Annotated in this window: 19 protein-coding genes; 9 read left to right on the top strand and 10 right to left on the bottom strand. The window is 61.4% G+C overall.

Features of this window, described 5'->3' with window-relative positions; translation table 11 throughout:
• Positions 1-20: 20 nt before the first annotated feature.
• The 5 genes from ACOQFT_RS05155 to ACOQFT_RS05175 all read right to left on the bottom strand — a co-directional run bounded on the left by ACOQFT_RS05155 (position 21) and on the right by ACOQFT_RS05175 (position 5,638).
• Positions 21-836: a trypsin-like serine peptidase gene (locus ACOQFT_RS05155; RefSeq protein WP_421596972.1), complete on the bottom strand. Its 816-nt coding sequence runs from the start codon at positions 834-836 to the stop codon at positions 21-23.
• Entirely contained in the window at positions 833-1,624 is a 792-nt protein-coding gene (locus ACOQFT_RS05160) for a trypsin-like serine peptidase (protein WP_421596973.1), read from the bottom strand. The genes ACOQFT_RS05155 and ACOQFT_RS05160 overlap by 4 nt, the downstream gene beginning before the upstream one ends.
• Before the next feature lie 118 nt (positions 1,625-1,742).
• Complete coding sequence (gene glcF, locus ACOQFT_RS05165; RefSeq protein ID WP_421596974.1) at positions 1,743-3,059, bottom strand: glycolate oxidase subunit GlcF; 1,317 nt, start codon at positions 3,057-3,059, stop codon at positions 1,743-1,745.
• 4 nt (positions 3,060-3,063) lie between these two features.
• The gene (locus tag ACOQFT_RS05170) at positions 3,064-4,164 is read right to left on the bottom strand and encodes an FAD-binding protein (RefSeq protein WP_421596975.1); all 1,101 of its coding nucleotides are present in this window, start codon (positions 4,162-4,164) and stop codon (positions 3,064-3,066) included.
• A gap of 25 nt (positions 4,165-4,189) precedes the next feature.
• A complete protein-coding gene (locus tag ACOQFT_RS05175) occupies positions 4,190-5,638 on the bottom strand; it encodes an FAD-linked oxidase C-terminal domain-containing protein (protein ID WP_421596977.1) in 1,449 nt (482 codons plus the stop codon).
• Between the two features lie 81 nt (positions 5,639-5,719).
• Here ACOQFT_RS05175 and ACOQFT_RS05180 point away from each other — a divergent pair, with 81 nt between their 5' ends.
• Together ACOQFT_RS05180 and ACOQFT_RS05185 are read left to right on the top strand one after the other, a co-directional pair.
• Positions 5,720-6,430 (top strand): DUF599 domain-containing protein, encoded by a 711-nt coding sequence (locus ACOQFT_RS05180; RefSeq protein WP_421596978.1) that lies wholly within the window; start codon positions 5,720-5,722, stop codon positions 6,428-6,430.
• Between the two features lie 35 nt (positions 6,431-6,465).
• A complete protein-coding gene (locus tag ACOQFT_RS05185) occupies positions 6,466-6,813 on the top strand; it encodes a hypothetical protein (protein WP_421596979.1) in 348 nt (115 codons plus the stop codon).
• A gap of 3 nt (positions 6,814-6,816) precedes the next feature.
• Here the strand turns inward: ACOQFT_RS05185 and ACOQFT_RS05190 are convergent, their stop codons facing one another.
• The 4 genes from ACOQFT_RS05190 to ACOQFT_RS05205 form a co-directional block, all read right to left on the bottom strand.
• A complete protein-coding gene (locus ACOQFT_RS05190) occupies positions 6,817-7,302 on the bottom strand; it encodes a flavodoxin family protein (RefSeq protein WP_421596980.1) in 486 nt (161 codons plus the stop codon).
• Between the two features lies 1 nt (position 7,303).
• Positions 7,304-7,774, bottom strand: a complete 471-nt coding sequence (rlmH, locus tag ACOQFT_RS05195; RefSeq protein ID WP_421596981.1) for a 23S rRNA (pseudouridine(1915)-N(3))-methyltransferase RlmH — start codon at positions 7,772-7,774, stop codon at positions 7,304-7,306.
• A gap of 44 nt (positions 7,775-7,818) precedes the next feature.
• Entirely contained in the window at positions 7,819-8,178 is a 360-nt protein-coding gene (gene rsfS, locus ACOQFT_RS05200) for a ribosome silencing factor (protein WP_421596982.1), read from the bottom strand.
• 164 nt (positions 8,179-8,342) lie between these two features.
• The gene (locus ACOQFT_RS05205) at positions 8,343-9,695 is read right to left on the bottom strand and encodes a mechanosensitive ion channel family protein (protein WP_421596983.1); all 1,353 of its coding nucleotides are present in this window, start codon (positions 9,693-9,695) and stop codon (positions 8,343-8,345) included.
• A gap of 241 nt (positions 9,696-9,936) precedes the next feature.
• Here ACOQFT_RS05205 and leuC point away from each other — a divergent pair, with 241 nt between their 5' ends.
• The 5 genes from leuC to ACOQFT_RS05230 all read left to right on the top strand — a co-directional run bounded on the left by leuC (position 9,937) and on the right by ACOQFT_RS05230 (position 14,784).
• On the top strand, positions 9,937-11,340 hold the full coding sequence (leuC, locus tag ACOQFT_RS05210) for a 3-isopropylmalate dehydratase large subunit (protein ID WP_421596984.1): 1,404 nt from the start codon (positions 9,937-9,939) through the stop codon (positions 11,338-11,340).
• A 37-nt stretch (positions 11,341-11,377) separates the two neighbouring features.
• Positions 11,378-11,923, top strand: coding sequence for an HdeD family acid-resistance protein (locus tag ACOQFT_RS05215; RefSeq protein WP_421596985.1), 546 nt, complete (start codon positions 11,378-11,380; stop codon positions 11,921-11,923).
• Positions 11,924-11,965: 42 nt separating this feature from the next.
• Positions 11,966-12,571, top strand: coding sequence for a 3-isopropylmalate dehydratase small subunit (gene leuD, locus ACOQFT_RS05220; RefSeq protein ID WP_421596986.1), 606 nt, complete (start codon positions 11,966-11,968; stop codon positions 12,569-12,571).
• Between the two features lie 408 nt (positions 12,572-12,979).
• Entirely contained in the window at positions 12,980-13,759 is a 780-nt protein-coding gene (locus tag ACOQFT_RS05225; protein WP_421596987.1) for a hypothetical protein, read from the top strand.
• Positions 13,756-14,784 carry an endonuclease/exonuclease/phosphatase family protein gene (locus ACOQFT_RS05230; protein ID WP_421596988.1) on the top strand — a complete coding sequence of 343 codons (1,029 nt, stop codon included), beginning with the start codon at positions 13,756-13,758 and terminating at the stop codon, positions 14,782-14,784. The genes ACOQFT_RS05225 and ACOQFT_RS05230 overlap by 4 nt, the downstream gene beginning before the upstream one ends.
• 6 nt (positions 14,785-14,790) lie before the next feature.
• Here ACOQFT_RS05230 and ACOQFT_RS05235 read toward each other — a convergent pair whose 3' ends face one another.
• Positions 14,791-15,681, bottom strand: a complete 891-nt coding sequence (locus tag ACOQFT_RS05235; protein ID WP_421596989.1) for an epimerase — start codon at positions 15,679-15,681, stop codon at positions 14,791-14,793.
• 83 nt (positions 15,682-15,764) lie between these two features.
• On the opposite strand from ACOQFT_RS05235, the gene ACOQFT_RS05240 reads away from it, so the two are divergent.
• Both ACOQFT_RS05240 and leuB read left to right on the top strand, forming a co-directional pair.
• Positions 15,765-16,658 (top strand): LysR family transcriptional regulator, encoded by an 894-nt coding sequence (locus ACOQFT_RS05240; RefSeq protein WP_421596990.1) that lies wholly within the window; start codon positions 15,765-15,767, stop codon positions 16,656-16,658.
• 132 nt (positions 16,659-16,790) lie between these two features.
• Positions 16,791-17,894 (top strand): 3-isopropylmalate dehydrogenase, encoded by a 1,104-nt coding sequence (gene leuB, locus ACOQFT_RS05245; protein WP_421596991.1) that lies wholly within the window; start codon positions 16,791-16,793, stop codon positions 17,892-17,894.
• Positions 17,895-17,910 lie beyond the last annotated feature (16 nt).

The following is a 17,910-nucleotide window of genomic DNA, read 5'->3' on the forward strand; positions in this document are numbered from 1 at the left end:
GGGAAGCTGTCTGACCGAGTTCAAGACCCGCCGGACGAGATGAATTTGGCACCGGAATTTGCCTTGCCCGACCCCACCTGCAACCGCCGGATCGCAGCCTTGGGTTTGGGTGCATCGCGGCGCAGATCGGCCTTGAGTTCCGAAATGATTCCAGCCAGTTCCATCCCGAACCCGACCTTTTGCCGCCCGTCGGTTCCGACCGAGGACACAACCGACAGAATCTGCCAGCGCGGGCCGTTCCGGGCCAGCAACGCCGACCCGGACGACCCAAAGGTGATGTCGCAGTTGAAGGTGATCAACCCCTGCCGTCTTTGCAGAATGTTGCAGGACCGTTCGCGCGTAATCGCCTCGGACCGGCCGCGCCCGTATGAGGCGAGACTGACCTCTTTTCCCACCACGCCGCCGTTGAACAGCACAAAGGGATCGGCCACGGAATAGGGAATGGGCTGTTCCAGCCGCATCAGGGCAACATCTGCCCGCACGGACGCGGCCGAAAGCTCGGGGTGGTTGAGGTAATCCGGATGCACCGCGATCTGGACAATGTCGCGGTCGGCCAGCGATTTGCCATAGCTCAGACCGGCCCGGAACGTCACCTCGCCCGGGGTATAGGTCTTGCCCGTCTTCTTGTCGAACGCGCAATGCGCAGCGGTCAGAACCAGATCCTGCGCAATCAGCGTACCCGTGCAGAATCCGCGCGTGCCAAAGTCCAGACGGCCAATGGCTTCCCAGCCGAACAGGTCCTCGCGGTCGGTCAGCTCACGCTTGCTGCTTTGGGCGTGGGACGCGGTGGCCAGGACCGACAAGCCCAACAGGGCGCTCAGAAGAAGTCGTGTCACGGTTTGATGAACCTCGCGCCAATATTCCTGTTGCGCGCTCCATTGGGTGTGTCGGCCAGAAATCCGCGACCGGCCGACAGTTCGGCCTGCAACAGAGGCAATGACCCCTCGACCGCTGTGCCGACCGAGACCCGCTGGCCGTTGAATTCCGCCTTGGCGGCCACCACCGACACGATGCGCGGACGGTCGCCGTCAAAGGAAAACACCGGCGCACCGGACGCGCCGAACTCGACGTCGCAGGACATCACCAGCACATCGGACCGGCGGGTCATGACCGAGCAAACCTCTTGCAACGACGGCGCCTCGGCCCGGTCCCGCGCGTAAGACACCACGCCCACCTCGGCGCCCCGGTGCGGCCGGTCGCCGGTTTCAAAGGGAATAACGGTGGTATTGCGGATCGGTTGCCACAGCTCGATCAGAGCGATGTCATTGGCCAGCCGCGCCGTCGGGGTCTCACGGCTATAATGGTAGTCCGGGTGTATCACCGCCTGCCGCGCCGCCCGGTAAGCCGAGGCCCGGCCCAGACGCCACGCGGCCAGAAACTCGACCTCGGACAGATCGATCCGCCGACCGGTCGCTTTGTCGAACAGGCAATGGGCGGCGGTCAGAACCAAAGTTGGTGAGATCAGCGTGCCGGTGCAGAACCCCGCACCGTTGATGTCCAGACGGCCCACAGCCATCCACGCCCGCCCGGCATCGGTAGTGTCCAGGCTTTTCAGCCCGCTGTCCTGCGCCGCGGCGGCCATCGGCATCAATGCCAGCGCGATTGCCCTGATCCAGTTTCGCAAGCGGTTCTCCGACGTTTCTGTCAGCTTACCTTCCTACGGTGCTGGTGGGGCGAAAATAGGGCGGTTGCATCGGAAGTGCTTTCCCCCGGAACCTGATGCACCGCTGCATCATCCGCGCCTATCTGAGGATCGGGGCCTGGGGCACCTGGCCGGTTTGCAGGCCCCTCGGCTTGGGGCCGCCTGTCGCCCAGTCCAACAGCTCGACCGTGTGCAGAACCGGAACATCAGTGCCGGAACCGATCTGCATCATGCAGCCGATATTGCCTGCAGCGATCACATCGGGGTTCTTCGCCTCAAGCGTTCTGACCTTGCGCTGCTTCAACCGGTCCGAGATTTCAGGCTGCATCAGGTTATACGTTCCTGCGCTGCCACAGCACAAATGGCTGTCAACAGGCTCTAACACGGCGAAACCGGCCCGTTTCAGCAAATCCTTGGGCTGGGATTTGATCTTTTGCCCGTGCTGCAGGGAACAGGCCGCATGGTAGGCGACGGTCAGGCCCTTGTCAGCGCCTTCGGGCAGGTCCAACTGCACCAGCAGCTCGCTGATATCCATCGCAATGCCCGACACCCGCGCTGCATCCTCGGCCAGCGGGTCATTGCGGAACATATGCCCATAGTCCTTGACGGTGGTGCCGCAACCCGAGGTGTTGATGACGATGGCGTCCAGACCGTCGCCCTCCATCTCGGCTACCCAGGCTCTGATATTGGCTTTGGCCGCTTTGTGGCTGTCTTGCACCTTGCCCATGTGATGGGTCAGCGCACCACAGCACCCGGCGCCTTCGGCCACCACGACCTCACACCCCAACCGGGTGAACAGGCGGATCGTCGCGTCATTGATATCGGTGTTCAGCGCCCTTTGCGCACATCCCGTCATCAGCGCCACCCGCTTGGTACGCGGCCCCTTGGGCGCAAAACTCTGCGGGTCATCATTGCGGCTGACCGGAGGGATATGTTTCGGCGCCATATCCAGCATCGCCCGCAGCCGGGCGTCGGGCATCAGGAACCGGAACGGCCGGCCCAGCTTGGCCCCGATCAGCGCCCAGCGGAACCGCATCGGATAGGGCAGAATCTGCGCCAACACCCAGCGCAGCGCGCGATCCGTCAGGGGGCGTTTGTAGTTGGCCTCGATATATTCCCGCGCGTGGTCGACCAGATGCATGTAATGCACGCCCGAGGGGCAGGTCGTCATGCAAGCCAGACAGGACAGGCAACGATCGATATGCTTGACGGTCTTTTCATCGGGCACGCGCTCGTTTTCCAGCATATCCTTGATCAGGTAGATACGCCCGCGCGGACTGTCCAGTTCATCCCCCAACACCTGATAGGTCGGGCATGTGGCGGTGCAAAACCCGCAATGCACACAGCTGCGCAGGATCTCATTCGAACGCTTTATCGCCGGGTCCTGCAACTGTTTTTCCGTGAAAGTCGTCTGCATCGGCTTACCCCATCAGCCCCGGATTAAGGACACCGCGAGGATCAAAACGCGCCCGTAAGTCCCTTGTTAGAGCCTGAACACCTATAGATTCAGGCTGAAACCGGCCCAATACTGCAGCAGTCTCAGCCTCTGCGCGCACCAGCGTCGCGTGACCCTGGAATGCGCCCAACCGAGCACGCGGATCGGTACCTTTGGGAACGCGCGCCCAGATCAGACCGCCACCCCAATCCAACAGGGTCTGATCCGCCTCAAGCCGGGTCAAGATTTCAGGCGCATCGGTTGGCTTGACCGAAATCCGCCAGACATCACCCGCCTGCCCGTGAAATGGCGTGACATCGCGCAGGCCCTGCCACAGTTCAGCCGGATCCGAGACCTCAGTAGCCTCGCCAAACGCCGACAGCGTGGATTTCAGTTGATCTGTCCGGTAAGTCACCGAATCCGAGAACCCTTCAACCCGCAACAAAGCCCGTCCGACCTGCGGATCAAAAGCGGCCCCACTGACTTCGAACGGCGATTTCAGTGCGGCAGACAGGGCCTGTATCACATCCCCGGCACTCGTGACGTGAACGGCAAGGGTCGCAACGGCCTCGGGCTTGGGCAGCACCTTAAGCGACACCTCGGTCAGAACCCCAAGCGTGCCCCAAGACCCGGCCATCAGCTTGACCAGATCGTAGCCGGTCACGTTCTTCATCACTCGACCGCCATTTTTGATCACCTGCCCCATGCCATCGACATAGCGCACGCCCAGCAGGAAATCCCGGCAGGCCCCGGCCTGAATACGGCGCGGGCCCGAGATATTGGCGGCCACAACACCGCCAATGGTCGGCGTCCCGCTGGTACCCAGCAGCCCGCGATGGTCCATCGGTTCAAACGCCAATTGCTGCCCTTCGGCCTCCAAAGCGGCCTCAATCTCAGCCACGGGCGTGCCTGCTTGCGCCACCAGGGTCAGCGCGCCGGGCTCATAGAGGGTTATTCCGCCCAGCCCCGAGGTCTCAAGCACCGCCCCCGGCCCATTCACCCCGCGTGTACCGCCGCCGACAATACGCACCGGTTCGCTCAGCCCGGCCACCATCTCGGCCAGTTCGGCCTCTGTCTCAGGTTTCATCTCAAATCTTCTTTGTTAGAGCCCGTTATTCTGCAGCAATCCGTACATCCCGGCGGGATTCGGACGCATCCAGAGGAAACACCTTGGCAGGGTTCAGCAGCCATTTGGGATCGAACACATCCTTGACGGCCATCTGCGCTTCAAGGTCCGCAGGCGTGTATTGATGGGACATCAGGTCCCGCTTTTCGATGCCCACGCCATGCTCACCGGTCAGGCATCCGCCCACATCGACACAGAGTTTCAGGATATCGGCCCCGAACGCCTCACATTTTTCCAGATCGCCGGGTTTGTTGGCATCGAACAGGATCAGCGGGTGCATATTGCCGTCACCTGCATGGAACACGTTGCCCACGGGCAGGCCGTACTCCGCGCTCAGTTCACCGATCCGCCGCAGGACTTTAGGCAGCGAAGACACCGGGATCGTCCCATCCAGACACATGTAGTCGTTCATCTGACCCATCGCACCAAAGGCCGATTTGCGCCCCAGCCAAATCTTGGCGCTTTCCTCGGCCGATTGGCTTTCGCGCAGTTCCACCGGGTTGTGGCGCCTGGCGATCTCGATGATTTTCGACAGTTGATAGTCGATCTCGGCCTCGGAGCCTTCGACCTCGACAATCAACAGCGCGTGGCAATCCGGATAACCTGCATGGGCGAAGTTCTCGCAGGCCTTGATGCAAAGCGTGTCCATGAATTCGATCGCCACCGGCAATATTCCCGATTTGATGATGTCGGACACGCATTGGCCCGCAACCTCATTGTCATCGAACCCCATGAGAACGGGCCGCGCCCCCTCGGGCTTGCGCAGGATGCGCAGCGTCGCCTCGGTCACCACGCCCAACTGCCCTTCGGACCCACAGATGACGCCCAGCAAGTCCAGCCCGCCTGCGTCCAGATACGCACCGCCGATCTCGACCACGCTGCCATCCATCATCACCATTTTCACGCCCAGCAGGTTGTTGGTGGTCACGCCGTATTTCAGACAATGCGCCCCGCCCGAGTTCATCGCGATATTCCCCGCAATCGCGCAGGCCAGTTGCGAGGACGGGTCGGGCGCATAGAAAAAATCCTCTTCCTCGACCGCGCCGGTCACGCTCAGGTTGGTGCGGCCGGTCTGAACGCGGATGAAGCGGTTGTCATAGTCGGTCTCCAGCACCTCATTCATCCGGGCGACGCCCAGAATCACACAATCCGCGGTGGGCAGCGCCCCACCCGCCAACGACGTGCCCGAACCGCGCGGCACCACCGGAACGCCTTCCTCATGGCAGATGCGCAGCACGTCCGAGACCTCTTGCGTATTCGACGGCAGCACCGCCAGCATCGGCGGACAACGATAAGCGGTCAGCGCGTCACATTCATAGGCGCGGGTTTCAGCCGGGTCGTGGATCACGGCATCCACAGGCAACACCTGCAACAGGCGCGACAGCACGGCCTGCTTGCGCGCCAGGATTTCGGGATTTGGCCGGGGCATTTCCATCGCAGATCCTTTGTTTGGTAAAATAATATTACCAATTTACCCATCTGGCAAGTTGCTATCTCTGGCCCTACTGTCGCCGCCATGACATGGATCGACCGCGCCCTTTTGTTCTCATCACTGGATTATGCTGCCGTACTGCTGTTGCTGGGCGCATGGCAATGGATCGGCTGGCGGATCGAGCATCCCGCACCGAACAAACTATCGGTCGCGATGATGATGGACGACTTCCGGCGCAGCTGGATGCATGAGATGGTCACGCGGCAACCTCGGATGTTTGACGCGCAGGTCGTGGCGGCGATGCGGCAAGGCAGCACATTCTTTGCGTCAACCACCATGATTGCCATCGGGGGCGGGCTGGCGCTGTTGGGAAACACCGAACGGCTGGCCGGAGTCGCCAGCGATCTGGCCATCGGCAGCGCCCCGGCGTTGGTGTGGGAGATCAAGATTCTATTGGTGATCCTGTTTCTGGCCAACGCGTTCCTGAAATATGTCTGGGCGCATCGGCTGTTTGGCTATTGCGCGGTGCTGATGGCTGCCGTCCCGAACGACCCCGAAGACCCGCGAGCCTATCCCCGTGCCGCGCAAGCGGCCGAAATTTGCGTCACCGCTGCGCGCAGTTTCAATCGCGGTCTGCGTGTCACCTATTTTGCGCTGGCTTCGTTGGCGTGGATTTTGGGCCCGCTCGCCCTGATACTCGGCACGGTCATCACTCTGGGCGTTTTGTACCGGCGCGAATTCGCGTCCCATTCCCGGTCAGCGCTGTTGACCCTGCCGCCCAACACAGACTCGTGATGACGCCGCCACGCGTCACCCCGTATGGTCACCTGATGCGATATCTGATTCTCAGCGCCGTTCTGGCCGCACCCGCCATTGCCGATCCTGCCGAGATCGAGAATGTCTCGGCCAGCCGCAGCGGTGATACGTGGCGCTTTGACGTCACGATCCGCCACCCGGATACCGGCTGGGACCATTACGCTGACGGGTGGCGCGTATTGGACATGGACGGCAATGAGCTGGGCATGCGCGTGCTGCACCATCCGCATGAGACCGAGCAGCCTTTTACCCGCTCACTCAGTGGTTTGGTGATCCCCGAGGGTGCTACGCAGGTGCAGGTGCAGGCGCGGTGCAACGTGGATGGCTGGAACGACGGCACCACGGTTGTTGATCTGAACTGAGGGTCAGAACACACCCAGGCTCAGACCTGCGGCCAAGGCGGCGCCTATTTCGCGACATTGATCAAGCTGATCATCAGGAATGGTCTTTTGCGCCAAGATCGCCTCGGGCGATTGGGCGTGGGTGCAGATGATCAGGGGCGGCTGTACCTCTTTCAACCGCCAGCCGGTGGCAATCCGGGCCATCTGGCGCGCCGCGTTTTCCCCATCAGATCCGGCACAGACCATCTGCGCATAGGGGCGGCCTTCGATCTGACCCAGCACGGGATAGTAGCTGCGGTCGAAAAATTCTTTCATCAGGCCCGAAATCGCCGCCAGATTCTCGGGCGCGCAGAAGATATAGCCATCGGCGCGCAGCAGATCGTCAGGTCCGGCCTGATCGGCGGATTTCAGAATGGTCTCAGCCTCATCGCGCGCAGCCTCAGCCGCCGCTTCGGCCATCTGCCGGGCCCCGCCGGTACGGGAATGGTAAACGATCAGAAGCTGCGCCATGTCAGACCCGGTGATAGGGACCGCCCGACAGGATTGTTGCGGCCCGGTAAAGTTGCTCGGCCAGCATCACACGGACCAGCATATGCGGCCAGACCATCGCCCCGAATGAGATGGAAAAATCGGCCTCGGCCCGCAGATCAGGGTCTATTCCGTCAGCGCCGCCAATAATCAGTGCCAGATCCTGCCGCCCGGCTTCGCGCCAGCCGCCCAGCTTTTTGGCAAAATCGGGCGACGACATCACCCGCCCGCGCTCATCCAGCGTGCAGATCACAGCACCTTTGGGCAGGGTCTTGCGCAGCAGCGAAGATTCTGCGCCCATGCCGGCGTTTTTCTTGTCTTCGACCTCGATCACCTTAGCAGGACCAAGGCCCAGCGCGCGGCCGGTCCGGTCAAATCGGGTCAGGTAATCGTCAAGCAGGGTCTTCTCCGGTCCGGCGCGCAATCGCCCAACCGCACAAATGCTTATACGCATATTTCTCTCGCCTCCGGCCTGTTAATGCAGGCCGGGATGGCGCCTCAGTTGGCTGAGGCGCTGCCGCCCTGGGGCAGCCACATCTTTTCCAGCTGGTAGAATTCACGCACTTCGGGGCGGAAGATATGGACGATCACGTCGCCCGTATCGATCAGCACCCAGTCGCCGGCTTCCTTGCCTTCGACCTTCGAGGTGAAACCGAATTCCTGCTTGATGCGATCCGTCAGCTTTTCCGCCATGGCAGCGACCTGACGGGTCGAGCGACCCGAGGCAATCACCATATGATCCGCAACAGAAGACTTACCTTGCAGGTTGATCTGCACGATGTCTTCGGCCTTGTCATCGGAAAGTGAGGAAAGGATACGTTCAAGCAGCTTGTCGCTGATTGACTGAGAGTGGGCCATTACACCGGCCCCGTCATCGGCGGGCAAACCCGCCTGGGTATGTAGAGACAGGACATAGTCCTCCTTTGCTGCGCGCCGCCAAACCCCGGCGCAGGGGTACTAATAAGGTAACAAGGGGAATGCAACATTTCAATGAAAGGCCGCTGCGCGGGGCGCACGGGCGGTCACTCTTTGGCGACCTGTTGCGCGTCTGCGCTGTCGGATAACAGCCGAACCTCGCGCTGCGGGAAGGGGATCGAGATGTTTTCCGCCTTAAAGGCATCCCACAGGGCAAGGTAGACATTGCCGCGAATATTGGTCAGCCCCTTGGTCGGATCGCTGATCCAGAACCGCAGCACATAATCGACACTGCTGTCGCCGAATCCGGTGATATGGCAGACCGGCTCATGGGACCCGCCGCTCAGCACCCGCGTCACGGTTTTGACCGCCTTTATGGCGGTTGCACGGACAAGATGCGGGTCGTCGTCATAGCTGGTGCCAAATTCCAGATCCAACCGCACGAACTTGTCCGAATGCGACCAGTTCACCACCTGATTGGTGATCAGATCCTCGTTCGGGATCAGATATTCCCGCCCGTCCCGCGTGACCACCGAGACATAGCGCGCACCCAGCGCGTTGATCCAGCCGAACGTATCCCCCAGCGAGATCACATCGCCCGGCTTGATTGACCGGTCCATCAGGATGATGATCCCCGAGATCAGGTTTGACACCACCTTTTGCAGGCCAAAACCGATCCCCACACCGATTGCACCTGATAGCAGCGCAATCCCCGTCAGATCGAACCCCAGCGTGCGGATAGCGGCCAGAAAGACCGCGCCATACAGCAACACCTGAATGCCCTTGGCCAGCAGCACCTGCATCGACGGGGTGATGTCGTCATTGCTCATCAGCCCCCGTTCTGCGGCGCGGGTGCCGACGCGGGCCAGCGTCAGCAGGATACCGATCAGCAGCGTTGCCTTGAGAATCCCCAGCGCCGAGATGTGCAGATCGCCAATGGAAATCGCCACGCCGTCCAGAAACTCGGCCACGTCATCGGTCAGGTTCAGGGCAACAAGCGTTGCATAGACCCACATTGCCCATTTAAAGATGCGCCGCAGGGTCCGGTTGCGCACCAGCCGCGCCACCAGCGCAATCGCCAGCCACGCCAGCGCCAAGGTCGCCACAACCCCGATGATATAGCTGCGCGAGGGCCATGTGATCTGCTGCATCAACAGATACAGCGCCCATGACAGCAGCACGAAATAGACCAGCGTCAGGCGCTGCATCAGCTGCACCAGAATCCGCAACCGCCATTTCGGCCAACCTTCGCGGGCGCGGGCCCAGGCCTCCCATCGGCCTTGTGTCGCAAGTTTCACAACATAGGCCAGTGCCCACAGGCCCAGAATGATGACCAGCTGGTGCTGGCGCCAGCCGGGCGTGACGACCAGTTCGACAAGGTTTTCGAATTGCACGGAAAAGCCCGCGACCATGTTTTTATAGAGGTCCGACAGCGAGCTGGGGATCAGGTCCTGATTCATGACCCCAGCTTGGACAGCGTTTCCGCACGATGCAAGCCTGTCGGGGATTGAACCTTGATTGACGGCCAGACGCGATATATCTGGTGCGCATGAGACTCACCCTGGCCCCAGCACCGACGTTGCAAGACCGCACGCGCCTGCGTGAACGGTTCTTTGGGGCCGCCCGCACGGTTCTGGCGCGCCTATAAGCGGCGCCCAGCCACTCGCCAGCTATTTCTCATTTAAGAACGGGAGAGGACCGATGTCCCCCAAAACACTCTATGACAAAATCTGGGATGCCCATGTCGCGCACGAAGCCGATGATGGCACCTGCCTGCTGTATATCGACCGCCATCTGGTGCACGAAGTCACCAGCCCGCAGGCCTTCGAAGGCCTGCGCATGGCGGGCCGCAAGGTGCGCGCGCCGGAAAAGACCATCGCTGTTCCGGATCACAACGTGCCGACCACGCCGGACCGTGTGAACGGGATCGAAAACCCGGAATCGCGCATTCAGGTCGAGGCGCTGGACAAGAATGCCAAAGATTTCGGCATTCACTATTACCCGGTGCATGACGTCCGTCAGGGCATCGTCCACATTGTTGGCCCAGAACAAGGCTGGACCCTGCCCGGCATGACCGTTGTCTGCGGTGACAGCCACACCGCCACCCACGGCGCCTTTGGCGCTCTGGCCCACGGCATCGGTACGTCTGAGGTCGAGCACGTTCTGGCCACCCAGACCCTGATCCAGAAGAAATCCAAGAACATGAAGGTGGAAATCACCGGCAAATTGCAGCCGGGCGTGACCGCCAAGGATATCACTCTGGCCGTGATCGGCGAGACCGGCACCGCTGGCGGCACCGGCTATGTCATCGAATATTGCGGCGAAGCGATCCGCGATCTGTCGATGGAAGGCCGCATGACCGTCTGCAACATGGCCATCGAAGGCGGCGCCCGCGCTGGCCTGATCGCGCCGGACGAAACCACCTATGACTATGTCAAAGGCCGCCCGCACGCGCCGAAAGGTGCCCAGTGGGAAGCGGCTTTGGCGTGGTGGAAAACGCTGTTTACCGATGACGACGCGCATTTCGACAAGGTCATCACCCTGCGCGGCGAAGACATCGCACCGGTCGTCACATGGGGCACCAGCCCCGAGGACGTGCTGCCGATCACCGCAACCGTCCCGAACCCGGAAGATTTCGACGGTGGCAAGGTCGACGCCGCCCGCCGCTCGATCGAATATATGGGTCTGGAAGCTGGCCAAAAGCTGAGCGATGTGGAAATCGACACCGTCTTTATCGGCTCGTGCACCAACGGCCGTATCGAAGACCTGCGCGCTGCGGCTGAGATTCTGAAGGGCAAAAAGATCAAGGACGGTCTGCGCGCCATGGTCGTGCCGGGCTCGGGTCTGGTGCGGGCACAGGCCGAAGAAGAAGGTCTGGCCGAGATATTCAAGGATGCCGGTTTCGAATGGCGTCTGGCGGGATGCTCGATGTGCCTGGCGATGAACCCCGATCAGTTGCAACCGGGCGAACGTTGTGCCGCGACCTCGAACCGCAACTTCGAAGGCCGTCAGGGTCGCGGTGGGCGCACCCACCTGCTGAGCCCGGCAATGGCTGCCGCAGCGGCAATCACAGGACGGCTGACAGACGTTCGTGAATTGATGTAAACTCCCCTCATATCTAGATATTTGAGGGATTGAAAACATGAGTGACTGGGTCAAATGGCTCCTGCTGGGGCTTCTGTCTATCGCGTTCGGTATCTTTGTACTGGGCGCGCCAGTTGTGGCGTCAATCGCCGTGACGGTGGTAACCGGTGTGTTGCTGCTGATCTCAGGCGCGCTGCAATTTGTGGGTGGCTTCACGGTTGAAGGCACCGGCAACAAGATTCTGTCACTTGTCATGGGTGCGGTGATGCTGTTTCTGGGCTGGTCCTTTCTGGATCACCCGCTGCAGGGCACGCTGACGCTGGCGACCGTGATGCTGATCCTGTTCATGGCGGGCGGCATCGCGCGGGTCATTCTGTCGTTCCAGATGAAAGGAACGCAGTTTTTCTGGCCCACGCTGATTTCGGGCATCTTGTCGATCGTGCTGGCCGGTATCATCTGGTCATATGCGGCGGCAGAACCGGCGGCTTTGCTGAGCCTGCTGGGTATCCTGCTGGGCATCGAGATGTTGTTCAACGGGTTCGGCCTGATCTTCATGGCGTTCTTCGTCAAGAACGCACCCAAAGGCGAAACGAAAGAAGCTTAAACGCGGGGCATGGGCGCGGCCCTCTCCCGCAGGAGTGTAGAGATGGAAAAGTTCGAAAAAGTTCACGGGGTGGCCGCCCCAATGCCGCTGATCAATATCGATACCGATATGATCATCCCGAAAGTGCACCTGAAAACCATCAAACGGTCCGGCCTAGGCGTCGTGCTGTTTGACGAGATGCGCTATCACGACCATGGCGGTGAGAACGAGGATTTCGTTCTGAACAAACCCGCGTATCGCAATACCGAGATTCTGGTCGCGGGCGACAATTTCGGTTGCGGCTCATCGCGCGAACACGCGCCCTGGGCGATCAAGGATTTCGGCATCAAGGTGGTGATCTCGACCAGCTTTGCCGACATCTTCTTCAACAACTGCTTCAAGAACGGCATCCTGCCCATCGTGGTCGGAGAGGAGCATCACGCGATCCTGATGGAGGACGCGCACAAGGGCGAAAACGCCCGCATGACCGTGCATCTGGAAGATCAGCAGATCACCACCTCGGATGGCGTCGTGATCGAGTTCGACATCGACCCGCACCGCAAGCACTGCCTGCTGAACGGTCTGGACGATATCGGCCTGACGATGGAAAAAGACCATCACATCGACAAATTCGAGGATCACGCAGGCCAGGCCCGCCCCTGGGTGTGATTCTGTAACGAATCTGTGGATACTCAACCTAACGGGGTCGCAAGGCGGCCCCGTTCGCATTCTTGGGGTTGTGCTTCAGGAAACCACAACATCTAGGTATCACACTGATACACACGTCGGATTTGCGTCGAAAATGATGCAATCCCGCACCAGTTGCGCCATCATTTTGCCCGAAATCACGTGTTTTCTGCGCCTTGGCTTGAGCGAAATGTCGCTTATCGCCAATGTGGCGGGCACAGGCACCCACCAAAAGAACATTGGTGACTTATGACATCCGCCACAACTTCAAGTGGCGGGCACAAGTTGGAGGTGAAGTCGGCGAAGAATCGACTAATCCAGTTTGAAAGGGTTCGGATAGTGATTGCGCGCACAACTGGGGCGGCGATTCGGGGACTATTGGTTGCACTGATGGTGTTGACCCCCGCGTTGTACCTGCCCGTATCGTCAACGAATGGGACCGAGATTGTCGTCTTTCTCGCCATTCTCGCATTCTTTCTGACCTTTGCCGAATACAATTCGGCCTTTCCCAGCTTTATCGAGTTTCGCGACGCACCGCCGGTGAACCGCCTGCGCTTTGTCGGACTGATGTCGATGATCATGTTCCTGACGCTGATCTGCAAGAACGCCTATGCGCCCAGCAGTTTGACCACGATTTTCTATGCGCTTGGTCTGGGCGTCGCCAATGTGGTCGACTTCCCGTATTCTCCGGTCCGGCTGGTGGTGCTGATGCTGCCCGCGGATGCCAGTGCGCCGCTGATCGAACTGGTGCGCATCGCCGCCAGTGTGGCCTATGTCGCTGCGCTGGTGACCATTGCCAGCTTTGCCTATGCGGTGAAGCTGCGCGGCTGGCCCACGGGCAACGGCGCCTTCAATGTCTGGACCAACCTGCCGCTGTTCGACCCGACCAAGGGCGGTGACGTCGTCACCCGCCTGCAACGGGACGGACGGCTGAACATCTCGATCGGGGTGCTGCTGCCGTTTCTGATCCCGGCCCTGATCAAGATGATGACCGACTATGCCAGCCCGATCTCGCTGAGCAACCCTCAGACCCTGATCTGGACCCTGAGCGCCTGGGCCTTCCTGCCCGCCAGCATGATCATGCGCGGCATGGCGACCTTGCGTATCGCCAATCTGATCGTCGAAAAGCGCCGGGCCTACTCCACCGCCGAGTCCACGCAGGCTGCATGATCCGCATCCTTCTGCTGCTGCTATTGCCGGTGATGGCGCAGGCGCAGACAGTCCGTATCGCCTCATACAACACGGAACTCAGCCGCGACGGGCCGGGCCTGCTGCTGCGCGACATCCGGCGCGGTGATCCGCAGGTGCAGGCAGTGGTCGAGGTGTTGGTGGCCACGCAACCTGACATTCTCGCGCTGCAGGGCATCGACTGGGACCTGAACGCAGAGGCGCTGACCGCGTTGACCGAACAGCTGCGCACCGCGGGGTTGGATTACCCTCATCACTTTGCCGCACAACCCAATGCCGGGCTTGAAACCCCGTTGGACCTGAACGGAGATGGCCGCACCCATGGTCCGGCAGACGCGCAGGGCTGGGGGCGTTTTACCGGTCAGGGCGGAATGGCGGTGTTGTCGCGCTATCCGATTCACTCTGACGGCGTGCAGGACTTTACCGATCTGCTGTGGCGCGACCTGCCCGGCGCGCAGCTGCCGGTCACGGACGACGGCCCTTTCCCCTCGGAAGCAGCGCAGAGCATTCAGCGCCTGTCCGCCGTGGCCCACTGGATCGTGCCGGTGGACACACCCCTTGGCGCGCTGGACCTGATGACCTTCCACGCCGCCCCGCCGGTGTTTGACGGCCCCGAAGACCGCAACGGGCTGCGCAACCGCGATGAAATCCGCCTCTGGTCCGCGGTTCTGGACGGCCAGCTGGGCCGCAGGCCCGAAGGCCCGTTTGTGATCGCCGGGGATGCCAATCAGGACCCGGAACGGGGCGACGGGCGCCGGGAAGCGATCCGGGCGCTGTTGGCGGACCCCCGTCTGCAAGACACGCACCCCGCCGACATGTCGGGTGCACTGACCACGGTGGAATGGAAAGCGGTGGGAGAGATGCGGGTGGACTACGTGCTGCCCTCGACCGATCTGCAGGTGACAGGTGCCGGCGTGGTCTGGCCTGCACCGGGTTCACCTTTGCGCGCTGCCGCCGAACAGGCCAGCAGGCACCGGCTGGTCTGGGTCGACGTGACCGCGCCCTAGCGGCGATCAGGCAGGGGCCAGAACCCCATCCGGTCGCAACGCACCGGGGATCGCCCGTTTCAGCGCTGTATCCAGATCGGTACGTTGAAAACCCCCGACCAGTTCGCGGAAAAAACTATCCTCCAGACTGTGCGGCGTATTCCACAGATACCGCATCTCAAGCAGATAAGGTACCACCCGCCAGAAGGGACGGGCAAGCTGAATCGGCAGCCAGTTCATCCGTTGCACGGACACATGCCGCCCCGTGACGCGGGACAGCGCCTGCGCCATTTCAGAGCCGGTTGCCGTATACCCCTGATAAGGCACGTCGCAAAAACGGGGCAAGCTCTCGCGCATCTCGGCAAGGACCACCGCCGCACGCGCAAGATCGGGCAAGTAAGCCCAGGCATGGGCGATGTCGGGATTGCCGGGATAGATGAAACGCCCTTGTGCCAGCGATTTGATCATGACCCGATCGAACCAGTTCCCCGACGCGCATGTGTCAAGATAGTCTCCGGCCCGCAGGATGATCGTACGGACGGTCGAGGCGCGGTAAGCCTCCTCCATCCCGATCCGAATGCGACCCAGAGGGTTCTGGGCCAGATGTGGCGTAGCCGCGGACCACGGCCCCGGCACGTCGGCGCCGAAGACATAGACATTGCCCGGGATGATAACCGTTGCCCCGGTGTCCCGCGCTACCGAAATGACCCGTCGGGTCAGCTCTGGCACCTGGGCCTGCCAATCCGGATAGGGCGGGTTCCAGGCGTTGACGATCACATCCGCGCCCCGCGCAGCCTGCGCCAAGCTGTCGGTGGTGCGGTCAAAGATGCGAACGGTCCAACCTGCGTTTCGAAACGCAACCATGGCGTTACGTCCAAATCGGCCGGTTGCACCCAGGATGAGAACGGATTGGGTCATGGGAAACTCCTTTCAAGTCGAAACTACCAATTCAAATTAATCGAGCAATTGTCGGGAAATGCAGAACGTGTATTCATTTATGAATGGATAAATCACTCACCCACGCCGACTGGTCCCTGATTCAAAGCTTTCTGGCGGTGGCCGAAACCGGCTCGTTGTCGGCGGCGGCGCGGCAGCTGGACCGCAGCCAGCCCACGCTGGGCCGTCAGATTCACGCGCTTGAGGACGAGCTGGGCGTGTCCCTGTTCGACCGTCACGCGCGCGGCCTGAAACTCAGCGAGGTCGGCACGCAGTTGTTGCCGATGGCGCGGCAGATGCACAAGGCCATGACATCGTTCAGCCTGGCGGCGGCTGGGCAGTCGCAGCAGTTGGAAGGATCGGTGCGCATCACCGCCTCGGTCTTTGCGTCGCACCACCTGCTGCCCCCTATTCTGGCGCAGATCCGACAACAGGAACCGGCCATTCAACTGGAACTGGTCGCCACCGACGCCGTCGAGAACCTGCTGTATCGCGAGGCCGACATCGCGGTGCGCATGTACCGCCCCGAGCAGATGGACATCATTTCGCGCTATCTGGGAGATGTGCAGCTGTGTCTCTGTGCCGCCCGGTCCTATCTGGACCGCGCCGGGCATCCGCAACGCCCCGAGGACATGCTCGACCACGATCTGGTTGGCTTTGACGCCAATGAATATATCATCACCCGGATGCGGGATCGCGGCTGGCCGGTCAGCAAGGACAGCTTTGCCACCAGATGCGATCTGCAAAGCGCCTATTGGGAACTGGTCCGGGCCGGGTGCGGGATCGGCTTTTCACAGGTTCAGGTGGCTGCGGCCGACCCGGAAGTCGAAGTGCTGGACCTGAATATCGAGATTGCGCCGCTTCCGGTCTGGCTGGCTGCCCCGCAGGCGATGCGCCAGACGCCCCGAATCCGGCGTGTCTGGGACCTGCTGGCCGAGGGGTTGAAAGCCAGTCTTTGACCAGAAAACGCTGGCTGGGCGGTGGTTTCGGCCCGGAAACAGGATTTCCGGCCCATAAAGGCCGGTTGGTCTCATTGACCCGATGCGGCACAGACGCTAGGGCGATTGCGACGAAACGCAAGGAGATCCTTCATGTCCAACCCCTCGCTCCTCATCCTGCCCGGAGACGGAATTGGCCCCGAAGTCATGGCCGAAGTGCGCCGCGTAATCGACTGGTTCGGTGCGAACCGCGGCCTGGAATTCGACGTGAGCGAGGATCTGGTCGGCGGTGCCGCCTATGACGCGCATGGCAAGCCGCTGTCGGACGAAACCATGGCCAAGGCGCAAGAGGTCGACGCGGTTCTGCTGGGCGCGGTCGGCGGCCCGAAATACGACGATCTGGATTTCAGCGTAAAGCCCGAGCGCGGGTTGCTGCGCCTGCGCAAGGAAATGGACCTGTATTCGAACCTGCGCCCGGCGCAGTGCTTTGACGCGCTGGCGGATTTCTCGTCGCTGAAGAAAGACATCGTGGCCGGTCTGGACATCATGATCGTGCGCGAGCTTACCTCGGGCGTCTATTTCGGCGAGCCGCGCGGCATCTTTGAGGAAGGCAACGAGCGTGTGGGCGTCAACACACAGCGTTACACCGAATCCGAGATCGAACGCGCCGCGCGTTCCGCCTTTGAACTGGCGATGCGCCGGAACAAGAAACTGTGCTCGATGGAGAAGGCCAACGTGATGGAGGCCGGTATCCTGTGGCGCGAGGTCGTGGACCGTGTCGCGCAGGACTACCCCGAGGTCGAAGTGACCCACATGTATGCCGACAACGGCGCGATGCAGCTGGTGCGCGCACCCAAGCAGTTCGACGTCATCGTCACCGACAACCTGTTCGGCGATATCCTGTCGGACTGCGCCGCGATGCTGACCGGCTCGCTGGGCATGTTGCCGTCGGCGTCCCTTGGCGCCCCGATGGCCAATGGCCGCCCCAAGGCGATGTACGAACCGGTCCACGGGTCTGCACCGGACATCGCCGGCGAAGGCAAGGCCAACCCGATCGCCTGTATCCTCAGCTTTGCCATGGCACTGCGCTACAGCTTTGATCAGGGCGCCGAGGCCGACCGTCTGGAAGCCGCGATCGAGAAGGTTCTGGCCGATGGTGTCCGTACTGGCGATCTGCTGGCCGAAGAAGGCGTTGATCCGGTCTCGACCACCGAAATGGGCGACGCGATTCTGGCGGCCCTGGACGAGAGCCTCTGATCAGGTCCGACATTCC

This window comes from Ruegeria sp. MALMAid1280, assembly GCF_049195285.1.
GTDB lineage: Bacteria > Pseudomonadota > Alphaproteobacteria > Rhodobacterales > Rhodobacteraceae > Ruegeria.

What these genes read in the sequence shown, in the direction of transcription:
- glcF (WP_421596974.1), bottom strand. Translation starts at nt 3,059, where the DNA reads ATGCAGACGACTTTCACGGAAAAACAGTTGCAGGACCCGGCGATAAAG.
- ACOQFT_RS05170 (WP_421596975.1), bottom strand. Translation starts at nt 4,164, where the DNA reads ATGAAACCTGAGACAGAGGCCGAACTGGCCGAGATGGTGGCCGGGCTG.
- ACOQFT_RS05175 (WP_421596977.1), bottom strand. Translation starts at nt 5,638, where the DNA reads ATGGAAATGCCCCGGCCAAATCCCGAAATCCTGGCGCGCAAGCAGGCC.
- ACOQFT_RS05180 (WP_421596978.1), top strand. Translation starts at nt 5,720, where the DNA reads ATGACATGGATCGACCGCGCCCTTTTGTTCTCATCACTGGATTATGCT.
- ACOQFT_RS05185 (WP_421596979.1), top strand. Translation starts at nt 6,466, where the DNA reads ATGCGATATCTGATTCTCAGCGCCGTTCTGGCCGCACCCGCCATTGCC.
- ACOQFT_RS05190 (WP_421596980.1), bottom strand. Translation starts at nt 7,302, where the DNA reads ATGGCGCAGCTTCTGATCGTTTACCATTCCCGTACCGGCGGGGCCCGG.
- rlmH (WP_421596981.1), bottom strand. Translation starts at nt 7,774, where the DNA reads ATGCGTATAAGCATTTGTGCGGTTGGGCGATTGCGCGCCGGACCGGAG.
- rsfS (WP_421596982.1), bottom strand. Translation starts at nt 8,178, where the DNA reads ATGGCCCACTCTCAGTCAATCAGCGACAAGCTGCTTGAACGTATCCTT.
- ACOQFT_RS05205 (WP_421596983.1), bottom strand. Translation starts at nt 9,695, where the DNA reads ATGAATCAGGACCTGATCCCCAGCTCGCTGTCGGACCTCTATAAAAAC.
- leuC (WP_421596984.1), top strand. Translation starts at nt 9,937, where the DNA reads ATGTCCCCCAAAACACTCTATGACAAAATCTGGGATGCCCATGTCGCG.
- ACOQFT_RS05215 (WP_421596985.1), top strand. Translation starts at nt 11,378, where the DNA reads ATGAGTGACTGGGTCAAATGGCTCCTGCTGGGGCTTCTGTCTATCGCG.
- leuD (WP_421596986.1), top strand. Translation starts at nt 11,966, where the DNA reads ATGGAAAAGTTCGAAAAAGTTCACGGGGTGGCCGCCCCAATGCCGCTG.
- ACOQFT_RS05225 (WP_421596987.1), top strand. Translation starts at nt 12,980, where the DNA reads ATGGTGTTGACCCCCGCGTTGTACCTGCCCGTATCGTCAACGAATGGG.
- ACOQFT_RS05230 (WP_421596988.1), top strand. Translation starts at nt 13,756, where the DNA reads ATGATCCGCATCCTTCTGCTGCTGCTATTGCCGGTGATGGCGCAGGCG.
- ACOQFT_RS05235 (WP_421596989.1), bottom strand. Translation starts at nt 15,681, where the DNA reads ATGACCCAATCCGTTCTCATCCTGGGTGCAACCGGCCGATTTGGACGT.
- ACOQFT_RS05240 (WP_421596990.1), top strand. Translation starts at nt 15,765, where the DNA reads ATGGATAAATCACTCACCCACGCCGACTGGTCCCTGATTCAAAGCTTT.
- leuB (WP_421596991.1), top strand. Translation starts at nt 16,791, where the DNA reads ATGTCCAACCCCTCGCTCCTCATCCTGCCCGGAGACGGAATTGGCCCC.